The 23,488-nt window shown below is 70.6% G+C and carries 23 protein-coding genes; 12 read left to right on the top strand and 11 right to left on the bottom strand.

Annotation, left to right across the window (positions count from 1 at the left end):
- Positions 1-73 precede the first annotated feature (73 nt).
- Entirely contained in the window at positions 74-799 is a 726-nt protein-coding gene (locus WBK31_RS11650; RefSeq protein ID WP_406674789.1) for an alpha/beta fold hydrolase, read from the top strand.
- Positions 800-814: 15 nt separating this feature from the next.
- On the opposite strand, the gene WBK31_RS11655 is transcribed toward WBK31_RS11650, so the two are convergent.
- From WBK31_RS11655 to WBK31_RS11675, 5 genes are all read right to left on the bottom strand, one after another.
- The gene (locus WBK31_RS11655) at positions 815-1,621 is read right to left on the bottom strand and encodes an HAD family hydrolase (RefSeq protein WP_378789722.1); all 807 of its coding nucleotides are present in this window, start codon (positions 1,619-1,621) and stop codon (positions 815-817) included.
- On the bottom strand, positions 1,618-2,343 hold the full coding sequence (locus WBK31_RS11660) for a glycerophosphodiester phosphodiesterase (protein WP_378789720.1): 726 nt from the start codon (positions 2,341-2,343) through the stop codon (positions 1,618-1,620). Before WBK31_RS11660 ends, WBK31_RS11655 begins: the two co-directional genes overlap by 4 nt.
- Positions 2,344-2,426: 83 nt before the next feature.
- Positions 2,427-3,764 carry an ABC transporter substrate-binding protein gene (locus tag WBK31_RS11665; protein WP_406674790.1) on the bottom strand — a complete coding sequence of 446 codons (1,338 nt, stop codon included), beginning with the start codon at positions 3,762-3,764 and terminating at the stop codon, positions 2,427-2,429.
- Positions 3,765-3,807: 43 nt separating this feature from the next.
- A complete protein-coding gene (locus tag WBK31_RS11670; protein WP_406674791.1) occupies positions 3,808-4,683 on the bottom strand; it encodes a carbohydrate ABC transporter permease in 876 nt (291 codons plus the stop codon).
- A complete protein-coding gene (locus WBK31_RS11675) occupies positions 4,683-5,660 on the bottom strand; it encodes a sugar ABC transporter permease (protein WP_364067772.1) in 978 nt (325 codons plus the stop codon). The genes WBK31_RS11670 and WBK31_RS11675 overlap by 1 nt, the downstream gene beginning before the upstream one ends.
- Before the next feature lie 146 nt (positions 5,661-5,806).
- On the opposite strand from WBK31_RS11675, the gene WBK31_RS11680 reads away from it, so the two are divergent.
- The 3 genes from WBK31_RS11680 to WBK31_RS11690 all read left to right on the top strand — a co-directional run bounded on the left by WBK31_RS11680 (position 5,807) and on the right by WBK31_RS11690 (position 8,463).
- Positions 5,807-6,577 carry a DeoR/GlpR family DNA-binding transcription regulator gene (locus WBK31_RS11680; RefSeq protein WP_364067771.1) on the top strand — a complete coding sequence of 257 codons (771 nt, stop codon included), beginning with the start codon at positions 5,807-5,809 and terminating at the stop codon, positions 6,575-6,577.
- A gap of 246 nt (positions 6,578-6,823) precedes the next feature.
- Complete coding sequence (locus WBK31_RS11685) at positions 6,824-7,342, top strand: SigE family RNA polymerase sigma factor (protein ID WP_378789715.1); 519 nt, start codon at positions 6,824-6,826, stop codon at positions 7,340-7,342.
- Positions 7,339-8,463, top strand: a complete 1,125-nt coding sequence (locus tag WBK31_RS11690) for a hypothetical protein (protein ID WP_378789713.1) — start codon at positions 7,339-7,341, stop codon at positions 8,461-8,463. The genes WBK31_RS11685 and WBK31_RS11690 overlap by 4 nt, the downstream gene beginning before the upstream one ends.
- 152 nt (positions 8,464-8,615) lie before the next feature.
- Here the strand turns inward: WBK31_RS11690 and WBK31_RS11695 are convergent, their stop codons facing one another.
- The gene (locus WBK31_RS11695; RefSeq protein ID WP_378789711.1) at positions 8,616-9,881 is read right to left on the bottom strand and encodes a cytochrome P450; all 1,266 of its coding nucleotides are present in this window, start codon (positions 9,879-9,881) and stop codon (positions 8,616-8,618) included.
- 228 nt (positions 9,882-10,109) lie between these two features.
- Between WBK31_RS11695 and WBK31_RS11700 the strand changes: the two genes are divergently transcribed.
- Positions 10,110-10,700, top strand: a complete 591-nt coding sequence (locus WBK31_RS11700) for a TetR/AcrR family transcriptional regulator (protein WP_364067761.1) — start codon at positions 10,110-10,112, stop codon at positions 10,698-10,700.
- On the opposite strand, the gene WBK31_RS11705 is transcribed toward WBK31_RS11700, so the two are convergent.
- Complete coding sequence (locus WBK31_RS11705; protein WP_406674792.1) at positions 10,621-12,777, bottom strand: xanthine dehydrogenase family protein molybdopterin-binding subunit; 2,157 nt, start codon at positions 12,775-12,777, stop codon at positions 10,621-10,623. The two genes, WBK31_RS11700 and WBK31_RS11705, sit on opposite strands and share 80 nt — an antisense overlap.
- On the opposite strand from WBK31_RS11705, the gene WBK31_RS11710 reads away from it, so the two are divergent.
- On the top strand, positions 12,768-12,896 hold the full coding sequence (locus WBK31_RS11710) for a hypothetical protein (RefSeq protein WP_406674793.1): 129 nt from the start codon (positions 12,768-12,770) through the stop codon (positions 12,894-12,896). The two genes, WBK31_RS11705 and WBK31_RS11710, sit on opposite strands and share 10 nt — an antisense overlap.
- 18 nt (positions 12,897-12,914) lie before the next feature.
- On the opposite strand, the gene WBK31_RS11715 is transcribed toward WBK31_RS11710, so the two are convergent.
- Positions 12,915-13,613 carry an SDR family oxidoreductase gene (locus WBK31_RS11715; RefSeq protein ID WP_364067756.1) on the bottom strand — a complete coding sequence of 233 codons (699 nt, stop codon included), beginning with the start codon at positions 13,611-13,613 and terminating at the stop codon, positions 12,915-12,917.
- A gap of 69 nt (positions 13,614-13,682) precedes the next feature.
- On the opposite strand from WBK31_RS11715, the gene WBK31_RS11720 reads away from it, so the two are divergent.
- A complete protein-coding gene (locus WBK31_RS11720) occupies positions 13,683-14,255 on the top strand; it encodes a TetR/AcrR family transcriptional regulator (RefSeq protein ID WP_364067755.1) in 573 nt (190 codons plus the stop codon).
- 53 nt (positions 14,256-14,308) lie between these two features.
- A complete protein-coding gene (locus WBK31_RS11725; RefSeq protein ID WP_406674794.1) occupies positions 14,309-15,877 on the top strand; it encodes an OmpA family protein in 1,569 nt (522 codons plus the stop codon).
- Between the two features lie 159 nt (positions 15,878-16,036).
- On the opposite strand, the gene WBK31_RS11730 is transcribed toward WBK31_RS11725, so the two are convergent.
- Both WBK31_RS11730 and WBK31_RS11735 read right to left on the bottom strand, forming a co-directional pair.
- On the bottom strand, positions 16,037-17,044 hold the full coding sequence (locus WBK31_RS11730; RefSeq protein WP_406674795.1) for an aldo/keto reductase: 1,008 nt from the start codon (positions 17,042-17,044) through the stop codon (positions 16,037-16,039).
- A 140-nt stretch (positions 17,045-17,184) separates the two neighbouring features.
- Positions 17,185-17,709, bottom strand: coding sequence for an SgcJ/EcaC family oxidoreductase (locus tag WBK31_RS11735; RefSeq protein WP_364067749.1), 525 nt, complete (start codon positions 17,707-17,709; stop codon positions 17,185-17,187).
- Between the two features lie 158 nt (positions 17,710-17,867).
- On the opposite strand from WBK31_RS11735, the gene WBK31_RS11740 reads away from it, so the two are divergent.
- The 4 genes from WBK31_RS11740 to WBK31_RS11755 all read left to right on the top strand — a co-directional run bounded on the left by WBK31_RS11740 (position 17,868) and on the right by WBK31_RS11755 (position 23,152).
- Positions 17,868-18,464 carry an NAD(P)H-binding protein gene (locus tag WBK31_RS11740; protein ID WP_364067747.1) on the top strand — a complete coding sequence of 199 codons (597 nt, stop codon included), beginning with the start codon at positions 17,868-17,870 and terminating at the stop codon, positions 18,462-18,464.
- A 564-nt stretch (positions 18,465-19,028) separates the two neighbouring features.
- Positions 19,029-19,250: a hypothetical protein gene (locus tag WBK31_RS11745; protein ID WP_406674796.1), complete on the top strand. Its 222-nt coding sequence runs from the start codon at positions 19,029-19,031 to the stop codon at positions 19,248-19,250.
- Positions 19,251-19,258: 8 nt separating this feature from the next.
- A complete protein-coding gene (locus WBK31_RS11750) occupies positions 19,259-19,516 on the top strand; it encodes a hypothetical protein (RefSeq protein WP_378789699.1) in 258 nt (85 codons plus the stop codon).
- A gap of 810 nt (positions 19,517-20,326) precedes the next feature.
- A complete protein-coding gene (locus WBK31_RS11755; protein ID WP_364067741.1) occupies positions 20,327-23,152 on the top strand; it encodes an AAA family ATPase in 2,826 nt (941 codons plus the stop codon).
- Here the strand turns inward: WBK31_RS11755 and WBK31_RS11760 are convergent, their stop codons facing one another.
- Positions 23,153-23,473: a hypothetical protein gene (locus WBK31_RS11760; RefSeq protein WP_364067739.1), complete on the bottom strand. Its 321-nt coding sequence runs from the start codon at positions 23,471-23,473 to the stop codon at positions 23,153-23,155.
- Positions 23,474-23,488: the final 15 nt, after the last annotated feature.

Below are 23,488 nucleotides of genomic sequence, written 5' to 3' on the forward strand. Positions count from 1 at the left end.
GGCCCGGCCACCGCTACCCGGGAAGCCTCGTGTCCCGCACGAACACCGTCGCACACGAGTCTGGAGCTTCACCATGTCGACGTACGTCTTGATCCACGGGGCCTGGCACGGCGGGCGCTGCTGGGATCGGGTGGTCCCGCTGCTGGCCGAGGCCGGGCACCGGGTGCTCGCGCCCTCCCTGACCGGCTGCGGCGACCGGGCCTGCCTGCTCGGCCCGCACGTGGGGCTGGACACCCACGTCGCCGACGTCGCGGGACTGCTCGCCGATGAGGACCTCACCGACGTGATCCTCGTCGGCCACAGCTACGCCGGGCTCGTCATCACGGGGGCGGCGGGCCGGGTGCCGGGACGCGTCGGCCGGCTCGTCTACCTCGACGCGATGGTCCCCGAGGACGGCGAGCGTGCGGTGGACGTACAGCCCATGACCCAGGCGCTGCTCGACGCCGCGGCCGCGTCCGGGGAGGGCTGGCGGGTGCCGCCGATGCCCGAGCTGCCGCCGCCCGCCGGCCTGTTCGGGGTCACCGACCCGGCCGACCAGGCGTGGCTGCGGGGGATGCTGTCGGACATGCCGCTGCGCTGCTTCCAGCAGCCGGTCAGGCTGGGCGACCCGGCCGCGCGCATGATCCCGCGTACGCACATCCACTGCACGGCAGGCGTGCCCGAGGGCATCGTGCGCCGGCCCGTCCCCGAGGTCCAGCCCGACGGGAGTCCCGCCCAGGTGTGGGAGCTCCCGACGGGCCACGACTGCATGATCACCATGCCGGACGAGCTGGCCGGGCTGCTGCTCAAGCTCGGCTGAGCCCGCGCCTGCGGGTCAGCCGGCTCTGGCGGCCAGCAGCGAGGAGAGGCGGTCGACGGTGACATCCGCCAGCTCCATCACCACCGCGCCGTGCCCGTCGCCCGCGGTGCCGCCTGCGGTGCCGCCCGTCGTGCCGCCCTCGGGGACGGCCACGACCAGGCAGCCCGCGGCCAGCGCCGCCGCGATGCCCGGCGGCGAGTCCTCCAGCGCCACGCAGTGACGCGGATCGACCCCCAGCCGCCGGGCCGCCGTCAGGTACGCCTCCGGATCCGGCTTGGGCAGGCTCACCTCGTCGCCGCACACCACGGTGTCGAACGTGCCGGGTTCGAGCTGGGCCAGCACCTCGTCCACCAGGACACGGTGGCTCGACGTCACCAGCGCCGTCGGTACGCCGCTCCGGCGTACCGACGCCACCACCTCCTGGGCGCCGGGCCGCCACGGCACCCCGAGGGCGAACAGCTCCCTGGTGCGTTCCAGCAGCCACGCCGCCGACTCGTCGGCGTCGGCCACGACGCCGAGGTCGTCCTGCACGAGCTGGGCGGAGTCGCGCAGGTTGCGGCCGACCACCTGGCGGCGGATCTCCGGCCGCAGCGTGCCGCCGAGCTTCTCCGCGAGATCGGCGAGGCTGACGTCCCAGAGCGGCTCGCTGTCGAACAGGGTGCCGTCCATGTCGAACAGCACCGCCGCCATGGGCGGGACGCCGCGGCCCACCGGATGGGCGCTCCCGCCCGCCGGATCAGGGGCGCCGCCCGCCGGATGAGCGCCGCCCGCCGGATGAGCGCTGCCCGTCGGATGAGGGACGCCGTCCGCGCTTACGGTCAACCCAGCTCCTCGGCGAGCCAGCGCCGCACCGTGCGCGGGTCGTCGCCGGTCGTGCCGTCCACGCCCAGCTCGATCCAGTGGCGCAGGTCGTCCTGGGTACGGGTGGGCCAGCCGTGCACGGGGAAGCCCTCCTCGTGCAGCCGCTCGACGATCTCGGCCGTCAGCCCCTCGCCGCCGCTGTGGATCCGGCTCGACCCGGTGTCCTCAAGGAGCTGCCGGTAGCCGCCCGGGTGCTTCTCGGCGTCGGTCCACTTGGACACGATGATGCCGCGCGGGATGTGCGGCAGCTTCTGCGCCACGGTCGCCATCGCCTCGACCGAGAACCCGGTGAGGATCGTCCGCTCGGCGTGGTCGGGGTGCCGGAGGAAGAAGTCCGTCAGGGCCTCGATGGCGGCCAGGTCCTTGATTTCGAGCTGCACGAACCTGGTCGTCGCCTGATACATCTGCTCCAGCGTGGGAACCCGCTCGCCGCCGCCCACGTCCACCGCACTGATCCGCGACCAGGGCAGCCGCGCGACCGGCCCGAGGTCCTTGCCGGTCGCGTCGGCAGCGGTCCTGTCCAGCGTCGCGTCGTGCAGCATGAACAGCTGCCCGTCGGAGCTGATGCGGACGTCGGTCTCCAGCTCGTCGACGCCGACCTCCTCGGCCACGCGGTAGGACGCGATGGTGTTCTCGGGCGCTTCGGCCATGGCGCCTCGGTGCCCGACGATGGCAAATGCCACGATCTTCCTTCCTCAGTGACTTGTTGTGTCCATGACGTCCCGTGTGGGGGTGGCCGGTGCAGCGGCGGCACGAGAGGTCCAGGTCAGGGCGCGACCAGCCGGCGATACTTCGGCATCACCCGCTGGACGGCGGGGTCGAGGTTGCGCACCGCCTCGCGCAGCGTCTCGGCCGGATCGGCGTTGGCCGAGTACACCTTCTGCAGCACGATCAGCATCTCGGAGATGAGCTCGTTCACGTACCGGCGCATGGTGTCCGGCGGACGGGCCCGGCTGAGCTGGTCTTGGGCGACCTGGTACTGCGGTGTCTTGGCGTTGCGCTCCTTGATCTTCGGCGAGTCGAGCGCGCTGGTGGTGACCGGCAGGTAGCCGGTGTTCAGGCTCCACTCGGGCGCGCCGGTCTGGGCCAGGTACTTGACCAGCTCCCAGGTCGCCTGCTTGCGCTCCTTGGTGGAGTTGCGCATGATCGCCAGCCCGCTGCCGCCGGTCGGCACGCCCGGCTGCACCTGCTCGGGCAGGAAGGCCGCGCCGAACTCGAAGTCGGTGGCCTTGAGCAGCGAGGTGAGCGCGCCGGTCGAGGTGCAGATGGTCGCCGCCACGCCGGACGCGAAGTCGCCGTTCACGTCGGAGGCCAGGTAGGCCATCTGGTCGTCGTGGATGAACGCCCGGTCGAACTCCAGGGCGGCGATGGTCTCCTCGGAGGCCAGCTTCGACGTCATGCCGTCGGAGTAGGCGCCGCCGAAGGCCCAGGCCGAGCCCTGGAAGTACCAGTCGTCCTTGCCGTTGTAGGCGCGCATCTTGACCGGCGAGCCGCGGTGCTTGTAGCCCTTGAGCTGCTGACCCCACTCGCGCAGCTCGGTGAACGTCTTCGGCCCGCGGTCGGGCAGCCCGGCCCCGGCGAAGATCTCCTTGTTGTAGTAGAACAGCGGCGTCGAGCGGGCCCACGGCAGCCAGTAGATCTCGTTCCTGATCGTGCCCTCGGCCAGGAACGTCGGGTGGAAGAAGTCGGGCCGGAAGCTAGCGTCGAAGTAGCCGCTCAGCGGTTCCAGCGCCTCGGCGAGGAAGTAGCGGTTCCAGTTCACGTCGCTGAGCGTGACGAGGTCGGGGACCTGCGCCACGGCGAAGCTGGCGGCCAGCTTGGAGTCGAGCGCCGTGTACCCGGGGAACAGCTGGATCTCGCAGTAGATGTCCGTCTGCGAGGCGTTGAACCCGTCGATGATCGTCTGCAGCACCTCGGCGTTGTGCGAGGTGAACGCGCTCCACAGCACCACCCGCTGGCGGCGGGCGAACTTGTCCGGCACCTGGCCGCTCACCTGGGCGTAGTCGCCGAGGCTGCGGCCCGCGCAGGCGTTCAGCGCCAGGCCGGCCGCGGCCGCGGTGGCGGCGGTCAGGAGCCGGCGCTGGCTGAAACTCGTCCCCGTCACGCTGGTTCCTTTCTGATCGAGCCGGATCGCGAATACGTGGTCGTCATCGGCGTAGCGCGCTCCCGGCCAGGCCGGCGACGATGTAGCGCTGCGCCAGCAGGAAGACGATGGTCACGGGCAGGACGACGAACAGGGTCCCGGCCATCAGGGCGCCCCAGTCGTTGATGCCGTCGTTCTCCTTGAGGTAGAGCAGCCCGATCGGCAGCGTCCGCATGTTGACCGAGTTGGTCACGATCAGCGGCCAGACGAAGTTGTTCCACTCGTCGATCAGGGCGATGAGCCCGACCGTGATGATCGCCGGCCGGGACATCGGCATGATGAACGACCAGATCGTGCGCAGGTGCCCCGCGCCGTCGATCTGCGCCGCCTCCAGCACCTCGTACGGGAGCGAGCGGAAGAACTGGTGGAGCAGGAACGTGCCGAACGCCGACGCCACGCCCGGCAGGATCAGGCCGGCGTAGGTGTTCAGCAGGTGGAGATGGCCGATGGTGATGTAGTGGACCAGCAGCGTCACGTGCCCGGGCACCATCAGCGCGCCGAGCATGAAGACGAACAGCCAGCGCTTGCCGGGGAACGGCAGGAAGGCGAAGGCGTAGGCGGTGGAGATGGCCAGCACCACCTTCAGCACCGTTCCGATCGCGGCGACCACGACCGAGTTGATGAGGAACTGCCCGAACGGGGCAAGCTCCCAGGCGGTGACGAAGTTCTCCAGAGTCAGCGACTCCGGGATCAGACGCATCGGCCAGCTGTTGATGTCCTCGTTCGTCTTGAACGCGGTGGTGACGAAGAGGTAGAGCGGCCCGAGGAAGACCAGGGCGGTGAGCACCAGGGCGAGCACGCCCCACCAGGGCGCTCGCCGCGGGTTGTCGGGCTTCCGCGCGGCGGGCTCGGTCGCGGCCGCGGTCGGCATGACCGTCATCAGTAGTGAACCCTCCGCTCGACGAATCGGAACTGCAGGACGGTGATCGCCATCAGCACCACGAACATGATCATGGAGGCCGCGCTGGAGCCGCCGACGTTGCTGCGGTTGAACGCCTCGTCGTAGATGAACCAGCTCAGCGTCGTGGTGGAGCGGGCGGGCCCGCCGCCGGTCATCATGGCGATGACGTCGAAGGCCTGGAAGGCCGAGATCGTCTGGGTGATCACCAGGAAGAACGTGGTGGGCGAGAGCAGCGGCAGGATCATCCGCCTGAACTGCGTCCACCGGCCGGCGCCGTCGATCCTGGCCGCTTCCAGCACCTCCGAGGGGATCTGCTGGATGCCCACCAGGTAGACGATCGCGACGAAGCCGAGGCCCTTCCAGATGGAGACGATGATGAGCGCCCACAGCGCCCACGAGTCGTCGGTGATCCAGTTCGGCGAGCTGGAACCGAACGCCTCGAACACCAGCCGGCTGAGACCGTGGTTGGGGTCGAAGACGAACAGCCAGATCGTCGCGATCGCCGCCCCGGACAGCACGTGCGGGGCGAAGGCGAGCGTCTGGACCGCGTTGGTGCCTCGTATGCGCTGGGAGAACAGCATCGCCAGCGCCAGGCCGAGCACCAGGGTCACGACCACGACGACGACCACCCAGACCAGCGTTCTGAACAGCACCGCGGGGAAGGTCGAACTGCTGAAGAGCGCCTGGTAGTTGAGGAGACCGGACCACTCGGCCGCAGGTGAGATGAAGTCCCACGTGGTGAAGCTCAGGTAGACGTTCTGGATGATCGGCCAGTACGCGAAGACGGCGATCAACGCCAGGTTAGGAAACGCGAACGCGGCGAACAGCAAATAGCCGCGCCGGCGCCGTCGTGCCGCACTGAGCGATCCGGAAGTCTCCTTCGCGGTGCCGGTCGGCCTGCCGGCGCTGACGGAGCGTGCCGATCCCGCTTCGAGATCGCTGACTCCACTGCTCACGGGCTACCACCCATCCGCGTCGGGAACGAACGTGTGCCGACTTTACTTGCGGTTATGTGCTCGAATCTGGTCATTTGGTGCCGAATCTGTGACCATTGCGCGAACGTTTCAATCAGATGTGCAAGGGTGTCCGCGAGATGTCAAGCATGTTTCAAGGCCGTGCCTTCGACCGCCAGCAGCGGATCCTCGCCTACGTACGCAGCGAGGGGCGCGCGGTCGTCTCCGAGATCGCCGACATGTTCGCGATCTCGCCCGCCACGCTGCGCAGGGACCTGCGGGCGCTGGAGTCGCAGCGGCTGATCGCCCGCTCGTACGGCGTCTTCTACCCCACCGACAGCGGCCGCTACGAGACGCCGCTGGAGCACCGGCACAAGGCCAAGACCGCCGAGCGGCTCGCGATCGCCGAGGCCGCCATCGCGATGATCGCCGAGGTCGGCACCGTGCTCATCGACGAGGGGGCGCTGCTCGAAGACCTGATCGGGCCCATGCGCCGGCTGAGCAGGATGACCGTGGTGACCCGGTCGCTGACCGTCGCCGCCGAGCTCAGCCGGCACACCGACCACGACGTCATCATCGTCGGCGGCCGCCTGCGCCCGACGACCATGGGCACCGTCGACCGGTGGGCCACGTCGATGCTCAGCGAGCTGAACGTCGACCTCACGGTCATGGGCACCAACGGCGTGTCGCTCGAGCGCGGGCTGACCACGCCGGACCCGGCCGTGGCGCAGGCCAAGACGGCGGCGCTGGAGGCGGCCCGGCAGTGCGTGCTGGTGTGCGAGCACACCAAGTTCGGCGTGGCCAGCTTCGCCAAGTTCGCCGACCTCAATCAGGTGACCTGGATCGTCACCGGCAAGCAGCTGCCCAGGGCGGCCGCGCAGCGCTACAGCGAGGCCGGCCCCAAGATCCTGCGCGTCTGACGCTTTCAGCCGGAGAGGAAGCGGCCGATGGCCCCCCACGTCCCGGCCGGTGGTCGCCTTCTCGATGCGGTACGCGCCGCGCAGGTACAGCAGCGGCGTGGCGCATGCCCCCCAGGCTCCGGTTGTGACGGCGTCGCTGACCCGGCTGCCGCGGGCGCACGACCCGGAACACTGGCAACAAGGCTGACGTCGCATACAACCTTTCGCCCGCCCGGCGGCGTTGGGTACGGGCGAGAGGAGATCACATTGGACCGTCACGACGGCTTCCGTGAGTTCGTGCTCGCCCGCCAGCAAGCGCTGATGCGGACCGCGTACCTGCTCACGGGAGACGCCCACCAGGCCGAGGACCTGCTACAGAGCGTGCTGTCCAAGGTCGTGAGGCATTGGGGCAGGCTGGCCAGGGACGGCAACCCCGAGGCGTACATCCGCAAGTCGCTGGTCAACCAGTACACGTCCTGGCGGCGCCGGCCGCGCCCCGAGCAGCCGAGCGCCGAGCTGACCGACCACGGCGCCTCCCACGACGACGCCACGCTCGACCGCATCGTGCTGCGGCAGGCGCTCGCCAAGCTCGGCCCCAGGCAGCGCGCGGTGATCGTGCTGCGCTTCTACGAGGACCTGACCGAGGCGCAGACGGCCGAAGCGCTCGGCTGCTCCATCGGCACCGTCAAGAGCCAGACCCATCACGCGCTGAACCGCTTGCGGGCGATCGCGCCGGAGCTGGCGCCCATGCTCACCGAAGCCGAGATCGAGGAGGTGGCCCGATGACGCGGTTGCGTCGCGCGCTTGACGGCATCGCCGCCGAGGCGCCCCTGGTAGACCTGGCCGATGCGGCCATCGCCCGGCACCGGCGCAGGCGGCGCGCCACGGTGTCGCTCGCCGCGGTGGCGGTCGCCGCGACGGTGGCGGCCACCGGCGTGGTCATGACGGCGCCCTGGCGGGCGGTCACGCAGCCCGCCGTGCAGGTCGTGGACCCCGCCGGGCCAGGTGAGGACCGGACCGCGCCGGGCGAGGACCGGGCCGACGTGGCGCCCGACCTGCCGGACGAGCCGGTGGGGAGACTGAGCCACGCGTACATGCCGAGATGCAAAGCCGTCCCGTGTGACCGCGACGACGAGTGGCGGGTGGTGACCACCGCCGGCACGACCTACCGCCTGCAGAAGGCCGTCGCAAGAACCGCCAAGGGAAGGAGCGTGCCCATCGCGATCAGCAAGAACGGGGGCGTGCTCGCCTACTACAGCCGCGAGGAACAGGCGTACGTCGTCCGCGACATGCAGACCGGCGCCGAGAAGGTCTCACCGGTCAAGATGCCGGAGAAGAAGATTCCGGTCGGCGCCCTGCTCCTGGTCTCCGACGACGGCCGGTACCTCGTCGTCGACGACCCGATGGAGTTCGACGACTACCCCGGAGCGATCATCGACATGCGGACCGGCGAGCGTACGGCGCTGCGCGGCGACTTCGAGCCGTTCATCCTCAAAGACGGCGTGCTCCAGCTCGTCAGGTACATCAAGACCGACCTGTGGCTGATGCCCGTGACCGGCGGCGGCAAGCCGGTGCGCTTCGACGGCAGGTTCATCATGTTCAGCGAAGTCGCGCCGGACGGCCGGACGGTGGTGGCGCTCGACAAGACCCCGGAACCGGAAGAGGCACCGGTGCTCACCGTGCTCGACGCCAAGACCGGCGCGATCGTGCGGCGGCTGCCCACTCCCACCACGTCCGGAGGGCCCGAGCCGCTCTGGTGGCTCGACGACAGGGAGGTCGTCGTCAAGGGGCACGGCAAGGGCACCAAGATGTTCGCGCTGGACGTCATGACCGGCGACCTGCGGCCGCTGAGCGACTACGGCGAGGACCTGCTCTACCTGACCCTGCCCGGCCGCGTTACCAAGTAGGTGACCCGGCCGGACGGGGACCCGTCCGGCCGGTTTCCTGAGGAGCCGTTCCAGGAGCAGTCCTGGAAAGTCGTTCCGGGGAGCCGTGCTGAGGAGTTCGTTCCGGGGAGCCGTTTTGAGGAGCGGTTCTGAGGAGCCGGACCGGCCAGCCGTCACGCCGCCGCCGGGCCGTCCGCGGCGCCGGGCGTCCAGGCGACAGGCACGCTCACCGGTCCCGCGATGACCTGGCCGGGCTTGCGCTGGATCTCCTCCGCCGGGACCGCGAGCCGCAGGGCCGGCAGCTCGCGCAGCAGCAGGCTCACGGCCGCCACCACCTCGGCGTGCCCGAGATGCCGGCCGATGCAGTGGTGGGCGCCGTGGCCGAACGACAGGTGACGGTTCGGCGCGCGGCCGAAGTCCATCCGGCGCGGTTCCGGGAATGCCCGCGGATCGTAATTGGCGGTCACGTGTGACGGGATGACGAGATCGCCCTCCCGTAAACGCGCCCCGCTCGGCAGCGTGGTGTCGCGAATGGCGCGGCGCGGTAACGCGTCCGCCGCGGCCGTGGTGAACATGCGTTCCAATTCCACCACGGCGCTCTCCACATTCTCCGGATGATCGACCAGATACGCGTAAGCGGTCGGATAATCGCCGTACGGATGAGAGAGCAGCACCTGAATGAACGTGCCGATGCTGCTCGCGGTCGTTTCCCAGCCGCCCACGAGCAGGGCGAGCGGCAATTTGATCAATCGGTCGGGAGGAATGCCCTCGCCGCGCGCGGCGATCGTGGACAGAAGATCGTCACCCGGTTCCGCGCGCCGTTTCTCGATCAGGCCCGCCAGATAACCGACCATCGCCATTTGAGCCTCGGCGGCCTCCGACCGGCCGAGCGTGCTGGTGGCCAGGAACGCCTCGCCCCAGGCCCGGAACGGCTCCCTGTCCTGCGGCGGCAGGTCGAACAGGTCGCTGATGACGTTGAGCGCGAGCGGCAGCGCGAACGTCTCCATCAGGTCGGCCAGCTCGCCGGCCCGCAGCATGTGCTTGAGCTGCGCCGACGCGTGGGCGTCGATCTGTCCGGCGAGCCGCCCCACCGCGCGCGGCGTGAAATGATCCGCCACGACGCCGCGCACCGCGGCGTGCTCGGCCTTGTCGAGGCTGAGAATCGTGCCTTCGAGATCGATGTCGTCGTCGCCGAGGGCCTGCTGCCTGGAGAATGCGTCCTGGTCCCGGAACACGGTGATCACGTCGTCGTATCGGGTCACCAGGTAAGCGGGGGAGCCGTTCGGCCGGACGACTTCGTGGACGCCGGTCCCGGCCGCGCACAGCTCGTGGTAAAGCGGATTGATGTAAAGGCCGGGACGATTCACCCCGTCTTCGCCGAGATCCAGCGGATGGGTGATCGGGCAGGAAGACGGCACGTGCGCGTTCGTTGCGGTCATCGCGAAAATCCCCTGTTTCTTCGGATGGCCGCCATGGCGAGGTTTTCTCGGCTGCGGCCAAACCCCTGAGCGTCCGGCTCAGAATAAGAAAGAGATCGCGAACGCGCATGTATCGTCACGGTTGCATCGCTCGAACCTTCTTTCCACGCCGCCCCAAGAGCCGATGCGTTAACTCTGGAAAAACACATACCGAAACCGGCGGTTCCCGCAAGTGTTAGGCTCGGCCGCGTGAGTCCCGACCCCGCGCCACGCCCGCACACCGGACGGCGGCGCAACCCGGCCGTCCGGCAGGCCATCCTCGACCACGCCGCGGACCTGCTGATCGCCAACGACTACGCGGCCGTCCCGATCGACGCCATCGCCAAGGCCGCCGGAGTCAGCAAGCACACCATCTACCGCTGGTGGCCCTCCAAGGGCGCGGTCCTGCTCGAGGCCATGGCCGAACGCGCCAGACAGCAGACACCCGGCCTCGACACCGGCGTTTTCGCCGACGATCTGGAGACCTTCCTCGCCGCCACCTTCGCCACCGCCGAGAAGGTCTCCGGGCTGCTGCGCGGCATCATGGCCGAGGCCCAGCGCGACCCGGTGGCCGCCGAGGGGCTGCGCCGCTTCACCGCGGGCCGCAGAGACGAGCTGCGCGCCCTGCTCGCCCGCGGCGTCGAGCAGGGCGACCTGTCCCCGGACACCGACCTCGATCTGCTCGTCGACCAGCTCCTCGGCCTGATGTGGTACCGCCTGCTCATCGGCCACGCCCCGATGAACGCCGAAGTCGCCGTCGCCCTGGCCCGCTCCCTGACCCGGCGCGGGCCGCAGACCTAGACCCCTTACCCGAGCAGCTTGTCCACGGTGATCGGGAGGGTGCGGACGCGGACGCCGGTGGCGTTGAAGACGGCGTTCGCGAAGGCCGCGGCGGCGCCGACCGTGCCGAGCTCGCCGATGCCGCGCGCGCCCGCCGGCCGAGCCCGGTGTCGGGATGGTCGAGGAAGTGCACGTCGATCTCCACGGCGTCGGCGCTGACCGGGAGCAGGTAGCCGGCGAGGTCCGCGTTCGAGATCCGGCCGGTGGCGGCCTCGACCCTGCCCTCCTCGCACAGGGCCGCCGCCAGGCCGAACAGCACGCCGCCCGTGATCTGGTTGCGGGCGGTGACGGCGTTGAGTATCGCCCCGGCGTCCACCACGGTGGTGAAGCGGGACAGGCGGGGCTCGCGCGTCCACCGGTTCACCCTGACCTCGCAGAAGTGCGCGGCGTACGAGGCGTGCGCGTGCCCGTCGTCCGGGGCCGTGCTGGTGCCGTCGGCGCCGATCTCGGCGGTCCCGGTCAGCCCGAGCAGCTCGCCGAACCCGATGGACGTGCCCGCCCCGATGAGGCGGCCCTTCTCGTGCCGCGCCTCGCCGGCCCCGGTGCACGTGCCCGCGCCGATGAGGCAGCCCTCCTCGTACCGGACGTCGCCCGCCCCGCGCAGTGGCGAGCCCTCGGCCGTGGCGGCGTGCCGGACCAGCGCGTCGATCGCCTCCCGGGCGGCGGCGAGTATCGCGGCCGTCACGGTCGCCGTGGCAGCCGAGCCGATGGCGCCGTAGATGTCGTCGGCGCCCGCGACGGGCAGCCGGGAGTCGCCGAGCGCGGGCACGACCCGATCCGCGGGCACTCCCAGGGCGCGGGCGGCCGTCATCGCCATGATCGTCGCCATGCCGGTGCCGGCGTCCGATGTCGCGCAGGCCACCGTGGCGGTGCCGTCGGGGCGGAAGGTCACCCGCGCGGTGGTCGGTGCCCGTCCCGCGTCCAGCACGGCGGTGGCCATGCCCATGCCGACCAGGTCGTCGCCGTCGGTCAGGGAACCGGGCCGCGCGGGGCGGCGCGACCAGCCGAAGCGCTCGGCCCCGACGCGGTAGCACTCTTCCAGGTGCTTGCTCGCGTACGGGATCCCGCCGATCAGCGTATTCGCCAGGTGGTTCTTCACGCGCAGCTCGATGGGGTCCATGCCGAGCCGGTCGGCCAGCTCGTCCATGGCGCTCTCCAGGGCGTAGGAACCCGCCTCGTCGCCGGGGGCGCGCATGATCGTGGCGGGCGGCAGGTTCATGCCAGGGGTGATGGAGAGCTCGATGTGCGCGTTCGGGGTGGCGTAGTACTTCTGGGCGGCGCGGTAGCCGGGGTCCTCCACGAGGCTCTCGCTGACCGTGTGGTGCTTGATCGCGTGGAGCCGCCCGTCCCGGTACGCGCCGAGGCCGATCGTCTGCGACGACGCCGCCCGGTGCCCGGTCACGGTGAACAGCTGCTCCCGGCTCGTCACGATCTTGACCGGGCGGCCGAGCGCGCGGGCGGCGGCCGCGGCCAGCATGGCGGGCGCCCAGGTGAACGCCTTGCCGCCGAACCCGCCGCCCACGTACGGGCTGATGACGTGCACATCGGCGGGCGGGACGCCGAGCACGGCGGCCAGCTCCATCGCGTGCGCCACCGGACCCTGGGTGCCGCTGTAGATCGTCAGCTTGCCGTCGTCCCAGGCGGCGACGGCCGCGTGCGGCTCCATCATCATGTGGTGCCTGGGCGGGACGTCGTAGGTCGCCTCCACCCTGACCTCGCTCGCGGCCAGCGCCGCCTCGATGTCGACGTCCTCCGGCTTGGCGATGACGCGGCCGAGCGGGAGCCCCGGGATCTCGGGCGGCCGCACCGCGTGGCGCTTGGCCCGGCCGAAGTCGGCGTTCGGAGGCCGCGTCTCGCAGGCGACCTCGACCCGCGCCGCGGCGTCGCGTGCCTGCTCCAGCGTCTCGGCGACGACCACCGCCACGATCTGGCCGTAGTGGCGGATCTCGTGATCGGCGAGCGGGAGGCGGGCGTCGGCGAAGAAGCCCGCGGGTTCCGGCAGGGTGCCCGCCGCACGACGCCACGCCCATGGCGGCAACGCTCGCCACTCAGGTCTCGCTGGCCTGCCTCCACACCGCCATGCGGCTCGCGGAGGACCCGGCCGACCTGCCCGCGCAGGTGGAGGCCGCCTTCCGCCGCTTCGACGACCTCGGCTGACGCCGGCTCGTCCGCGGGTCAGGCGACGGTGAAGCCGCCGTCCACCGGGAGGATCGAGCCGGTCACGTACGGTGCCCCGATCAGGTAGCGGATCGCGGCGGCCACGTCCTCGGGCTTGCCCACCCGGCCCGCGGGGATGGTCTGGGCGGCGGCCGCGAACTGGGCCCGCCGCTGCTCCTCCGGCAGGAACGACCACCACGGCGTGTCCACGACGCCCGGTGAGACGGCGTTGACCCGGACCGGGGCCAGCTCGGCCGCGAGCGGCGAGACGACCCGCTCGATCGCGCCGTTCACGGCGGCGAAGGTGAACGTGCCGGGCAGGCCGGCGCGGGCGCTGGCCGCCGACACCATGGTCACCGACCCGGTCACCTGCGCCTGCTTGATCGCGTACAGGTAGGGGAAGAGCTTGCCGTCGAACGCCGCCCTGACGTGGGCCAGGTCGGTCTCCGCCAGAGTCCCGGCGCCGACCGGGCCAGGGCTGAAGGCGAGCACCAGATGGTCGAACGTCCCGACCCGCCCCAGGAAGGCGGCCACCTCGGACTCGGACGTCCCGTCCACCTGCTCGGCCCCCGCCAGGTCACCCGGCACCGCGTTCTTGGCCGCGGCCAGCCGCTCCGGGTCGCGTCCCGTGACGATCACTTCGGCGCCCTCGCCCGCCAGGAGCGCGGCGGTCGCCAGCCCGATGCCCGACGTGCCGCCCATGATCACTACTCGCACTGTCGTCTCCTTTTCTAGACGTCTCGTCTCGTTTCTATTCGAGACGCCGCGTCTTGTAAAGTCGGTTCCATGACAGGCGAGCGACGGCTGGGACGCCCACGCAGCCAGGCCACGCGGGCGGCGATCCTCGCCGCCGCGCTGGCCGAGCTGGACGAACGCGGTTACGCCGCGCTGACGATCGACGGCATCGCGCGGCGCGCCGGATGCGGGAAACAGACCATCTACCGCTGGTGGTCGTCGAAGGCCGACGTCGTCCTGGAGTCGCTGCTGGAGCGCGCCGAGACGGCGATCCAGCTCCCGGACGAGGGGTCGCTGCCCGATGACCTCATGGCGTTCCTCAAGGCCACGTTCGCGCAGCGCGGGCAGCGGCCCACGCTGATCGGGCTCATGGCGCAGGCGCTGCTCGACCCCGCGTTCGCGGCCGAGTTCAAGGAGAAGTTCCTGTTCAAGCGGCGCGATGCGCTGCGCGTGCTGCTCGACAGGGCGGTGGCGCGCGGCGAGATCGCCGCGGGCACCGACGTCGAACTGCTCATCGACATCGTGTACGGCGTGCTGTGGTACCGGTTCATCCTGGAGCACGCGCCCCTGGACGACGAGCTGGGCGAGCGGCTCACGGCTCTGCTCATCAAGGCGAGCCGCTGAGCGGAACCCGGTACCATACCGGCGCGAACGATCCCGCTCTGGGGGAGGTTGTGGTGCGCAGCGCTCTGGTGGCGGCGTCCCTCGCCGTCGTGGCAATGATCGCCGGATGCACCACGCCCGAGCAGGCCACGCCCGACGCCGGGCGGAAGACCACCGCGCCCTCGGCGCCCCCGACACCCCCGACGCCCGCGGTCCCGGCGCAGACGTTCTCCCGTACGGGCGAGGTCGGCGCGGCGGCCCCGGTGGACCTGACGGTCAAGGCCGTCGAACGGCACCGCCACCTGACCGCGCTGAAGCTCGAGCTGTCGGTCCCCACGGCCGACTACCAGACGCCGACCTTCGGCTACGGCACGCTGAACAGCGACTTCGCCCGCTTCTGGCTGCTGGACCCGGTCGGCAGGAAGGTGTACTTCACCCTGCGCGAGCAGGACGGCGAGACCGCCTACGGCACCAGGAAGCACAACCCCACGGAGTCCTTCAGGAAGGGCACCCGCTACCCGGTCGAGGTCTACTTCCCGCCGCTGCCCGCCGGCGTGCGCCAGGTCACCGTGCTCGCCGGCGGGCTCGGCGAGCTGACCGGCATCCCGGTCACCGACGGCGCGCCCGAGCCGTCCGCCGCGCCCGGCGACGACGGCACCCCCGAGCCCGGCTCGGTGTACCGGTGGCCGGTCACGCCGCCCCCGTCCGATGCCTGGTCGTACGTCGCCGACGTGCGAGAGTACGTGGAGACGCCCGAGAAGTCCCGCACCCAGGAGGGCACCGACGAGACCGTCGCCCTGCGGACCGACGTGCTCTTCGCCTTCGACAAGGCGACCCTGTCGGACAAGGCCGCGGCCGTGCTCGAGGACGTGGCCCGCGAGACCCGCGAGCGCGCCGACCCGGCCAGGCCGCCGATCCTCATCGAGGGCCACACCGACAGCAAGGGCTCCGACGCCTACAACCAGAAGCTGTCCGAGCGCCGCGCCCAGGCGGTCCTCGACCACCTCCGGCGCCTGCTCGGCACCGAGTACGAGTACCGCGCCGCGGGCAAGGGCGAGAGCGAGCCCATCGCCCCCAACGCCAGGAAGGACGGCAGCGACAACCCCGAGGGCCGGGCCCGCAACCGCCGCGTCGAGATCTCCTACAAGCTGAAGACCCAGGCGCCGGAGGTCACCCGGACGACGACGGCGAGCCCGGGCACGGCACGCGCCGCGGGACCCGCGCCCTTCCGCCCCGATCTCGGGCCGGAGGCCGGCACGCTGACCCGCGACAAGCTGAAGCTGCACGTCCACCCGCTCTACCGGGACGGCGCCTTCCTCGTCGCCCCCTTCGAGATCGAGAACACCGACACCGAAGGCATCGCGGTGCCCGTGCCGCAGCCGTTCAGGGCCGGCACTCCGCACGAGTTCGTCACCGGCGCCGCCTACAGCGGCATCACGCTCGTGGACGAGTCGAGCAAGGCCCGCTACTACGGCACCAGGGCGGGCGACGGGTTCTACGTGCAGAACGCGGTGACGACGATCCGCCCGGGCGGCGTCCAGCGCGGCTACATCTACTTCCCCGCGCCGCCTCCCGAGGTCACCGCGATGACGTTCGAGGTGGACGGCCTCGGCAAGGTCCAGAACGTGCCGATCGCGCGCTGAAGGGCGCCCGGGGAGACTCGCGCCCCCGTCCCCACGCGAGCCTGCCCGACCGTGCCGTCCGCCCGGCCGCGAGCCTCCCCGACCGTGCCGTCCGCTCGGCCGCGAGCCTGCCCGACCGTGCCGTCCGCCCGGCCGCGGCGTTCCCGCTCGTGCCCCTGCTCAGGCGCCGGCGGCGTCGAGGCGGTGGAGCTGCTCGTCGGTGAGCTTGACGTCGAGCGCCGGCAGCGCGGCCTCGTACTGCTGAAGGGTGCGCGGCCCGATCAGCGGCACGATCTCCGGCGAGGTCTGGTGCATCAGCCAGGCGAGCACCAGGGCGTTCGGGGTCACGCCGACCTCATTGGCCACTTCGGTGAGCACGGCGATCCTGGCCTCGGCGTCCGGCCCCTCGTACGGGATCATCGCGCCGTGCCCGCGCCGCTTCTCCGGGTCGTCGTAGATGCCCTTGAGTATGGGGGAGTAGGCCACGAGCGTCAGGTCGTCGTGCGTCTCCAGGTAGTCGAGCTGCTCGTCGTCCACGATCGAGATGTGCCGGACTCCGGCGCGGCGCCGCAGGTAGGAGTGCTGCTGCTGGAGCGCGACCGGCGCCGGCCAGCCGTGCTGGGCGCACAGCTGCCGGATCCGCTCGAGCCGCCAGGTCCGTACGTTCGACCAGCCGATGTAGCGGGCCTTGCCCGCCTGGACGATGCCGGCCAGCGCTTCGAGCGTCTCCTCCAGAGGCGTGGAACGGTCGTCGACGTGCACGTAGTACAGGTCGACGTGGTCGGTGCCGAGCCGGCGCAGGCTGCCGTCGATCGCATCGCGCAACGTCTTGGCCCCCGCGCCGACGAACGTGCGGTAGGCGGCGTCCCAGTCCGCCTTCCCGTCCTTCCACACGGCGTCAAGGTCACGTACGACGGCGCTGCCCTTGGTGGCGAGGAACACCTCGTCACGCTTGCCCGACTTCTTCAGCCAGCGGCCCAGCAGCTCCTCGCTCTCACCGCCGAAACTTCCCGGACGTTCCCACCAGCAGTAGCAGTCGGCGGTGTCGAGGAAGTTGCCGCCGACGTCCACGTACCGGTCGAGCATCGTGACGGCTTCGTCCTCCGGCGTGACGGTCCCCATGATCATGCAGCCCAGGGCGAGCTGGCTGACCTGTTCACCGGTACGGCCCAGTTGTACGGTCTTCATGCGTCTTCTCCCATTGGCTAAGAGGGGGCGAATGATCCGTCGACCAGAGCGAGGCGTCGGCGGTGAGATCGACGCTAGGAGCTGGAGCGCGCTCCAGGTCAAGGCGACATCCTGACCCAGGACCTGGAGCGCGCTCCAGGTCAGTGCGACACCCTGGTGTTCTGGAACGACGCGAAACGCCACCCCTGCGGGGTGCGGACGGCGGTGAAGGAGACCGTCGAGGTGCGCAGCTGCCCGTTGAGGGTGGTGCCGCCCGTGGAGATCACCAGTACGGCGCCGTCGGCCAGCCTCTTGAACCGGGTGTCGGCGGGGGCGGCCATGGTGGAGCCCTTGAGCGGCCCGTCGAACAGCCACCGGTGCGAGGACTCGATGGCGTCGCGGCCCTGCGTGAGCCTGCCGTCGAAGGTGATGTAGTCGGCGTCCTCGGTGAAGAGGGCGGCGTACGCGGTCGCGTCGCCCGCGTTCCACGCCTCGGCCAGGCGGGTGAGCAGGGTGGCGATCTCGGCGTACTCGCCGTTCGCGGATGCGGTGCCCGGGGACGCGCCCTGGCCGGGGGAGAGGGCCTGGCCGGACGCGGAGTGGTCGGACGCGGAGTGGTCGGACGCGGAGTGGTCGGACGCGGAGTGGTCGGACGCGGCGTTCTCTGTCCGGATCTTGTCAGACATCGTGTGACTCCTGAGGGATTGCCGTTGGCGCCCGCCCTTGAGGTATGCGCCTCCAGGCGGGACAGGCGCCTTGGTGGATCAACTTCACTAATGCAATTTGCACTATAGCCTGCTTCCATAGTTATAGTGCAAACAGCCATATGGAAAGGTGCATCGTCATGAAGATCCTCGTCATCGGCTCGACCGGCCGTACCGGCAAGCACGTCCTGACCCAAGGCGCCGAGCGCGGGCACGAGATCACCGCGTTCGCCCGCCGCCCCGAACTGCTCACCGACCGCAGCGCCCTCGCGGGGGTGCACCAGGGCGACGCGCACGACCTGGACGCCGTACGGGCGGCGGTCCAGGGACAGGACGCCGTCATCTCAGCGGTCGGCGGCAGCGGCATCGCACGTACGCTCATCACCGCCATGCGGGAGGCAGGCGTACGGCGGGTGGTGATGACGAGCAGCCGCTCGATCCCCGCCACCCGCCCCCGGCTCCCGGTCACGCTGGCCTGGCTGTTCTTCCGCCAGGCCTACGTGGACCTGGCCAGGGCCGAGGGCATGCTGCAGGTCAGCGACCTCGACTGGACCATCGCCCGAGCGACCATGCTGAACGACAAGCCGCCCGCCGGCAGAGTGCACATCGACTTCGAAGACAACGCGACGGGCGGCGCCATGCAGCTGTCCCGCGCCGACTACGCGATGGCGCTCCTCGACGCGGCCGAGGACCCCGACCTGATCGGCAAGGCCATGGGCATCTGCGGCCCGAAGTGAGGCGTCTTCCACCGCTGCACCGTTGGACCCCAGTGCACCTGCGTAGAAGCCGACCGCGGTAGGAGGGGCCCTCACGAGGTCCGTCGCCCGCTCTTCCGCACGCCAGGCACGCGTACGCCCACCGATGAGGATCGCGACAGTGGTCAGGAGCGATGATCCACAGCGCATGGCCGCTTGCGCTGATCGCCGCGCCGGCTCACGTAGCACCCCCGGCCTCTGACAGCCGAGAGTGCGGCCGCCTGCGCTTGCCCAGCGCCTGCTTCGCCTCCGCACCGCCGGCACGGCCGGCGTCCGACGACTCGTGCACGCGCCGGCGAGGCGGGGCAGGCCGGACGGGTGGTCGTTTTGGACCGGTTGCCATAAACTGCGGCCGACCAGACTGAGAAGGCCCCCACCCGCTGCGGCGAGTGGGGGCCTTCTGCGCGTCGCCATCGCGTGAGCCGAACACGATCTCGACCTGTTCGGCGGCGCGGGAACGGCGAGGACGGCCACCCCGATCACCGATTCAGAACAATCAGCCATCGGGGCGATGCTCAGCGGCGCAGGGCGGCACATCATACGTTGGTGGGGACTCGGTGGGGACGCGCGCCGTCGTCACGGTGGTGGAACCGCGGGCTGTGGCTGGTCGCGGTCGGGATCCTGGTGACGTCGCTCGCATGGGCGGCCCAGGGCATGAGCGGGGACCTGCAGACCGCCGCGAACCAGGGGCAGATCATCGGCGTGGTGCTGATGACGGTGGGAATCCTGTACACGCTGCCCTCACTGGAGATCCGGTCTGGGCGCTGACCTCGCTCGTGTCCGGGCTCGGGCTCGGTCTCGCGCTCGGGCTCGTATTCGGGCTCGTGGTCGCGCTCATCGCGTACAAAGCCGGGCTGCGGTACGTGTTCGGCGTCATCTGCGCGGCGGTGCGCGGGCGGCTGCCGTGGCGGCCGGCGGCGTTCTGCCGATGGGCGTGTGACGCCGGGCTGCTGCGCGTCGCCGGGGCCACGTACCAGTTCCGGTACGGCGAACTCCGGAGGTGGCTGACCGGCCCCGACCGGTCGCGCCCGTGATCGCTGCGACCTCCACCCCGCCAAGATGGCGGGCGGGTTAATGGGGCGCGCAGGCGCGGTGAAGCCGGTGGAAAGCGCACACTCAAGGGTGCGGATGTGTGAACGATGCGTACAGATCGCTGAACGCGAACACTTCCCTATCCTGCACACCTTAACCACCGGTTGTCCCACATGGCTCCATGATTCGAGGGGATATAGGGGGGCCGTTAGGGGTCGAAAAGTGATCTATCCACATATACTGCCGTCATGTTGTCCGACAGATCCCTCTTCGGGCAGTCTGTCAGGAAATGCCGACAGGCTGTCAGGGGTGGTGTCTGAAGGGGAGGATGATCCGCGACGCCGACGGGGGACGTGTGGCTATACGTACGGTGACATCGTCGAATGCCGGAGGATCAGATGCTCCGGCGATTATTGCACTTTATGCTCGCCCTTCAGCATGACATGCTGAAGGGCGAGGCTTGCGGGGGCGTGCGCGTGCGGCACGAAGACCGGCGCGCCGTCAAGGGGGCCGCGGCGACCGCGGCAGGCCTCGTAGCCGAGATCGAGCACGCGGCGGCCAGGGCAGGAGTCACCGCCGGAACGGCGGGCACCCCGTCCTGCCCTGCATCGTCTGCGAGGGCCATACGGCGTACCACCGTCCCGAAATCACGATCCGGACGGTCGAATAATGACGTTTCCCCTGCGTGTCACCCTGCCCCGCAACCCCTTCTCTCGGACGAAGGGCGCCGAGGCGATCGCAGAAATTCAGTTGAAAAGGAAAGTAAACAGGTCGAGTACGACGACTAGGGTGGCCGGCTGGAGGCATGGGCCATGCAGCTCATCGAACGTGCAGAGGCACTGGCGAACTTCCGAAACCTGATGGACAAGGCGTTGGCCGGGACCGGTGGAATCATCGTGATGACCGGGCCCGGCGCCACCGGTAAGAGTGCATTACTGCAGGCGTGCGCCGGTGAGGCCGGTGCGGCCGGGTTCCTTGTGATGAAAGCCGCCGGGTCGCGTGCGGAGCGAATGTTTCCCCTGGGAACGCTCGGACAGTTGTTTCGTTCCGTCGAGTTACCTCAGGAGCTGGCCGACGAGGTGGAGCAGACCCTCGCGCCGGAACCGGTCAACGGCATCTCCGGAGTGCCCGACCCGGTGGCGCTGGGGCATAACCTCACGAACGTCGCGGCACGGCTGTGCGGGGTCCTCGTGGAGCTGGCCAAGCGGCAGCCGATCCTGCTGTCCGTCGACGACGTGCACAACGTCGACGGCCCCAGCCTGCAGGCTCTGCTCTACATCCAGCGGCGGATGGCCAACGCCCCGCTGCTGCTGGCCGTGACCGCGCTGGCGCAGCGCCGCCCGGTGAACTCGCTGTTCAACGCCGAGCTGACGGGCCGCCCCAACTGCGTCCAGGTCCGGGTCACCCGCCTGTCGCCCGAGGGCGTGGAGGAGCTGCTGCGGGACAAGGTGGGCAGTGAGCCCGCCGCCCGGCTGGCCCCCGAGTACCACCGGCTGAGCGGCGGCAACCCGCTGCTGCTGCACGCCATGGTGCAGGACTACTGGGACGTGGCGCACGGCGGCTGGACGCCCGAGGGCCCGCAGGTGGGCGTCGGCCGGCATCTGCATCAGGCGGTCCTGTCCTGCCTGCACCGGTGGGATCCGCGAATACTCGACGCGGCCCGCGGCGTCGCACTGCTCGGGCGCTCGGCCAGCACCGGTTCGGTGGCGCAGCTGCTCGGCGTGAAGCCCGCGTACGTGCTGCCCGCGCTGGAGGCGCTGGAGGCGGCGGGCCTGCTCAAGGGCTGCCAGTTCCGCTATCCGACGATGCGCAAGGCCGTGCTCAGAGACCTCAGCCCGGACCGGCAGTCCGTCATGTACATGCGGGCGGCACGGATCATGTACCAGCTCGGGGCCGAGCCCGGCGACATCGCCGACCACCTGCTGGCGGCCAGCCCGGCCACGCCGGCGGAGGCCGACCCGTGGATGGTGTCGGTGCTGCGCGAGGCCGCCGAGGCGGCGCTCGTGCACGACGACCAGGGCCGGGCGATCAGTTGCCTGGAGCTCGGCCGGCTCATCTGCGACGACGAGGCGACGCGGGCGGCGATGCTGACCGAGCTGGCCCGGGCGAACTGGTGCCACCGCCCCGCCGCCGCGCTGCGCTTCCTCGCGCCGCTCGAGGACGCGTTCGCGCGCGGCCAGCTCGCCCCCACCGACGCCCGCGCGCTCAGCCGCTATCTGCTGTGGCACGGCTGGACCCGCCGCGCGGCCGTCGTCTACGACTGGACGGCGGCGCGGGCCTGCGGCGTCCAGCCACGGGAGCAGGCCAGGCTCTGCTTCACCAGGGAGTGGATCCGGCTGCTCTTCCCCACGATGTTCGTGGAGCGGGAGGCCGACGGGCCGAAGACGGCGGACACCCGGGAGTTCTCGCTGAGCAACCTGCTGCTGGGCAAGTCGGAGGAGGACATCGTCGGCGCCGCCCAGGAGCTGCTGGAAAGCTGCAACCTCGCCGAGGCGGAGCTGGAGGCGGTCTTCGGCGCGCTGCTCACGCTGGGCCAGACCGGCCGCTACCAGGAGGCGGTGCGCTGGTGCGAGATGCTCGGCACCGAGGGGGCGGCGCGCGGGTTCACCAGGTGGACGGCGGCGCTGGCCGGCATGCGGTCGTGGCTGGCCGTGCAGCACGGCGAGCTGGGCGAGGCCCGGCGCTACGCCCAGCAGGCGCTGAGCGGCATGTCGCGTACGGGCTGGGGCGTGCTCCTCGGCCTGCCGCTGACGGTGCTGCTGCGGGCCACCGTCGCCATGGGCGATCTGGACGAGGCGGCCGAGATCATCAAGCGGGGCGTGCCCGGCGACCTGCCGCAGACCACGCTGTGGCCGCTCTTCCTGCAGGCCAGGGGCGACTACTACCTCGCCACCAACCGCACCAGGGCGGCGCTCAGCGACTTCCACGAGTGCGGCGCGCTGCTGCGCGGCTGGGACCTCGACATCCCGGCGCTCGTGGACTGGCGCTACGCCATCGCCAAGACGTACCTGCACATCGGCGCGGTCGAGGAGGCCCGGCAGAAGATCACCGAGCAGCTGTCCATCGCCGGCGGCACGCATCCGCGGGTGCACGGCAGGGCGCTGCGGCTGCTCGCGTCGGTCACCGAGCTGCGGCAGCGGCCGGCGCGGCTGCAGGAGGCGATGACCCTGCTGCAGCGCTCGGGCGACCTGCTCGAGCTCGGCTGGGCGTACGCGGACCTCAGCGACGCCTACCAGGAGCTCGGCGACATCACCCGGGCGCGGCTGATGGTCAGGCGGGCCAAGCAGATCGCCAAGGCGTGCGAGGCCGGGCCGCTCCTCGCGCGGCTGCAGCCACGCGAGGAGGACGGCGTCGAGGGCCTCGGCGAGGCGGCCGCGCTCAGCGACGCCGAGCGGCGCGTCGCCGCGCTCGCGGCCTTCGGCTACACCAACAGGGAGATCAGCGAGCGCCTGTTCATCACGGTCAGCACGGTCGAGCAGCACCTCACCCGCGTCTATCGCAAGCTGAACGTGAAGCGCCGCGCCGACCTGCCGACCGAGCTGTCGCTGGGCACGGGGTTCGCCGAAACGGACGTCTCCCGCATGACCCGGCGCGGCGCGGGCCACATGCGGCGTACGGCGGGGAGAACGGCACGCTGATCACGCGCTCATCCAGGATGTCGGCGGCGACCCCGCGTCGCTCAGCAGGGCGTCGACCGCCAGGGGCTGCGGCTCCGGCAGAAGCGTGATCAGCAGGCTGACCTTCTTCATCATCGCAGGGGAGTACTCGCGCACCGGGGTGATCTCCGCCTCGGCCAGATCCCACGGGCCGAGCAGCTCTTCCGCGCGCTGCGCCGCCAGCACGGGGTCGAGCCCGTACCAGGAGATGACCGAGGTCAGCAGGTCACGTCCGGTCCAGTGCTCCGGAACGTCCGAGTAGTCAACGAATGCGGGTGGGGCAGTGACCGACGAAAGGAGCATTTGGAACACAGGAGT

Origin of the sequence: Nonomuraea sp. N2-4H (assembly GCF_045291505.1) — a bacterium.
Lineage (GTDB): Bacteria > Actinomycetota > Actinomycetes > Streptosporangiales > Streptosporangiaceae > Nonomuraea > Nonomuraea fastidiosa.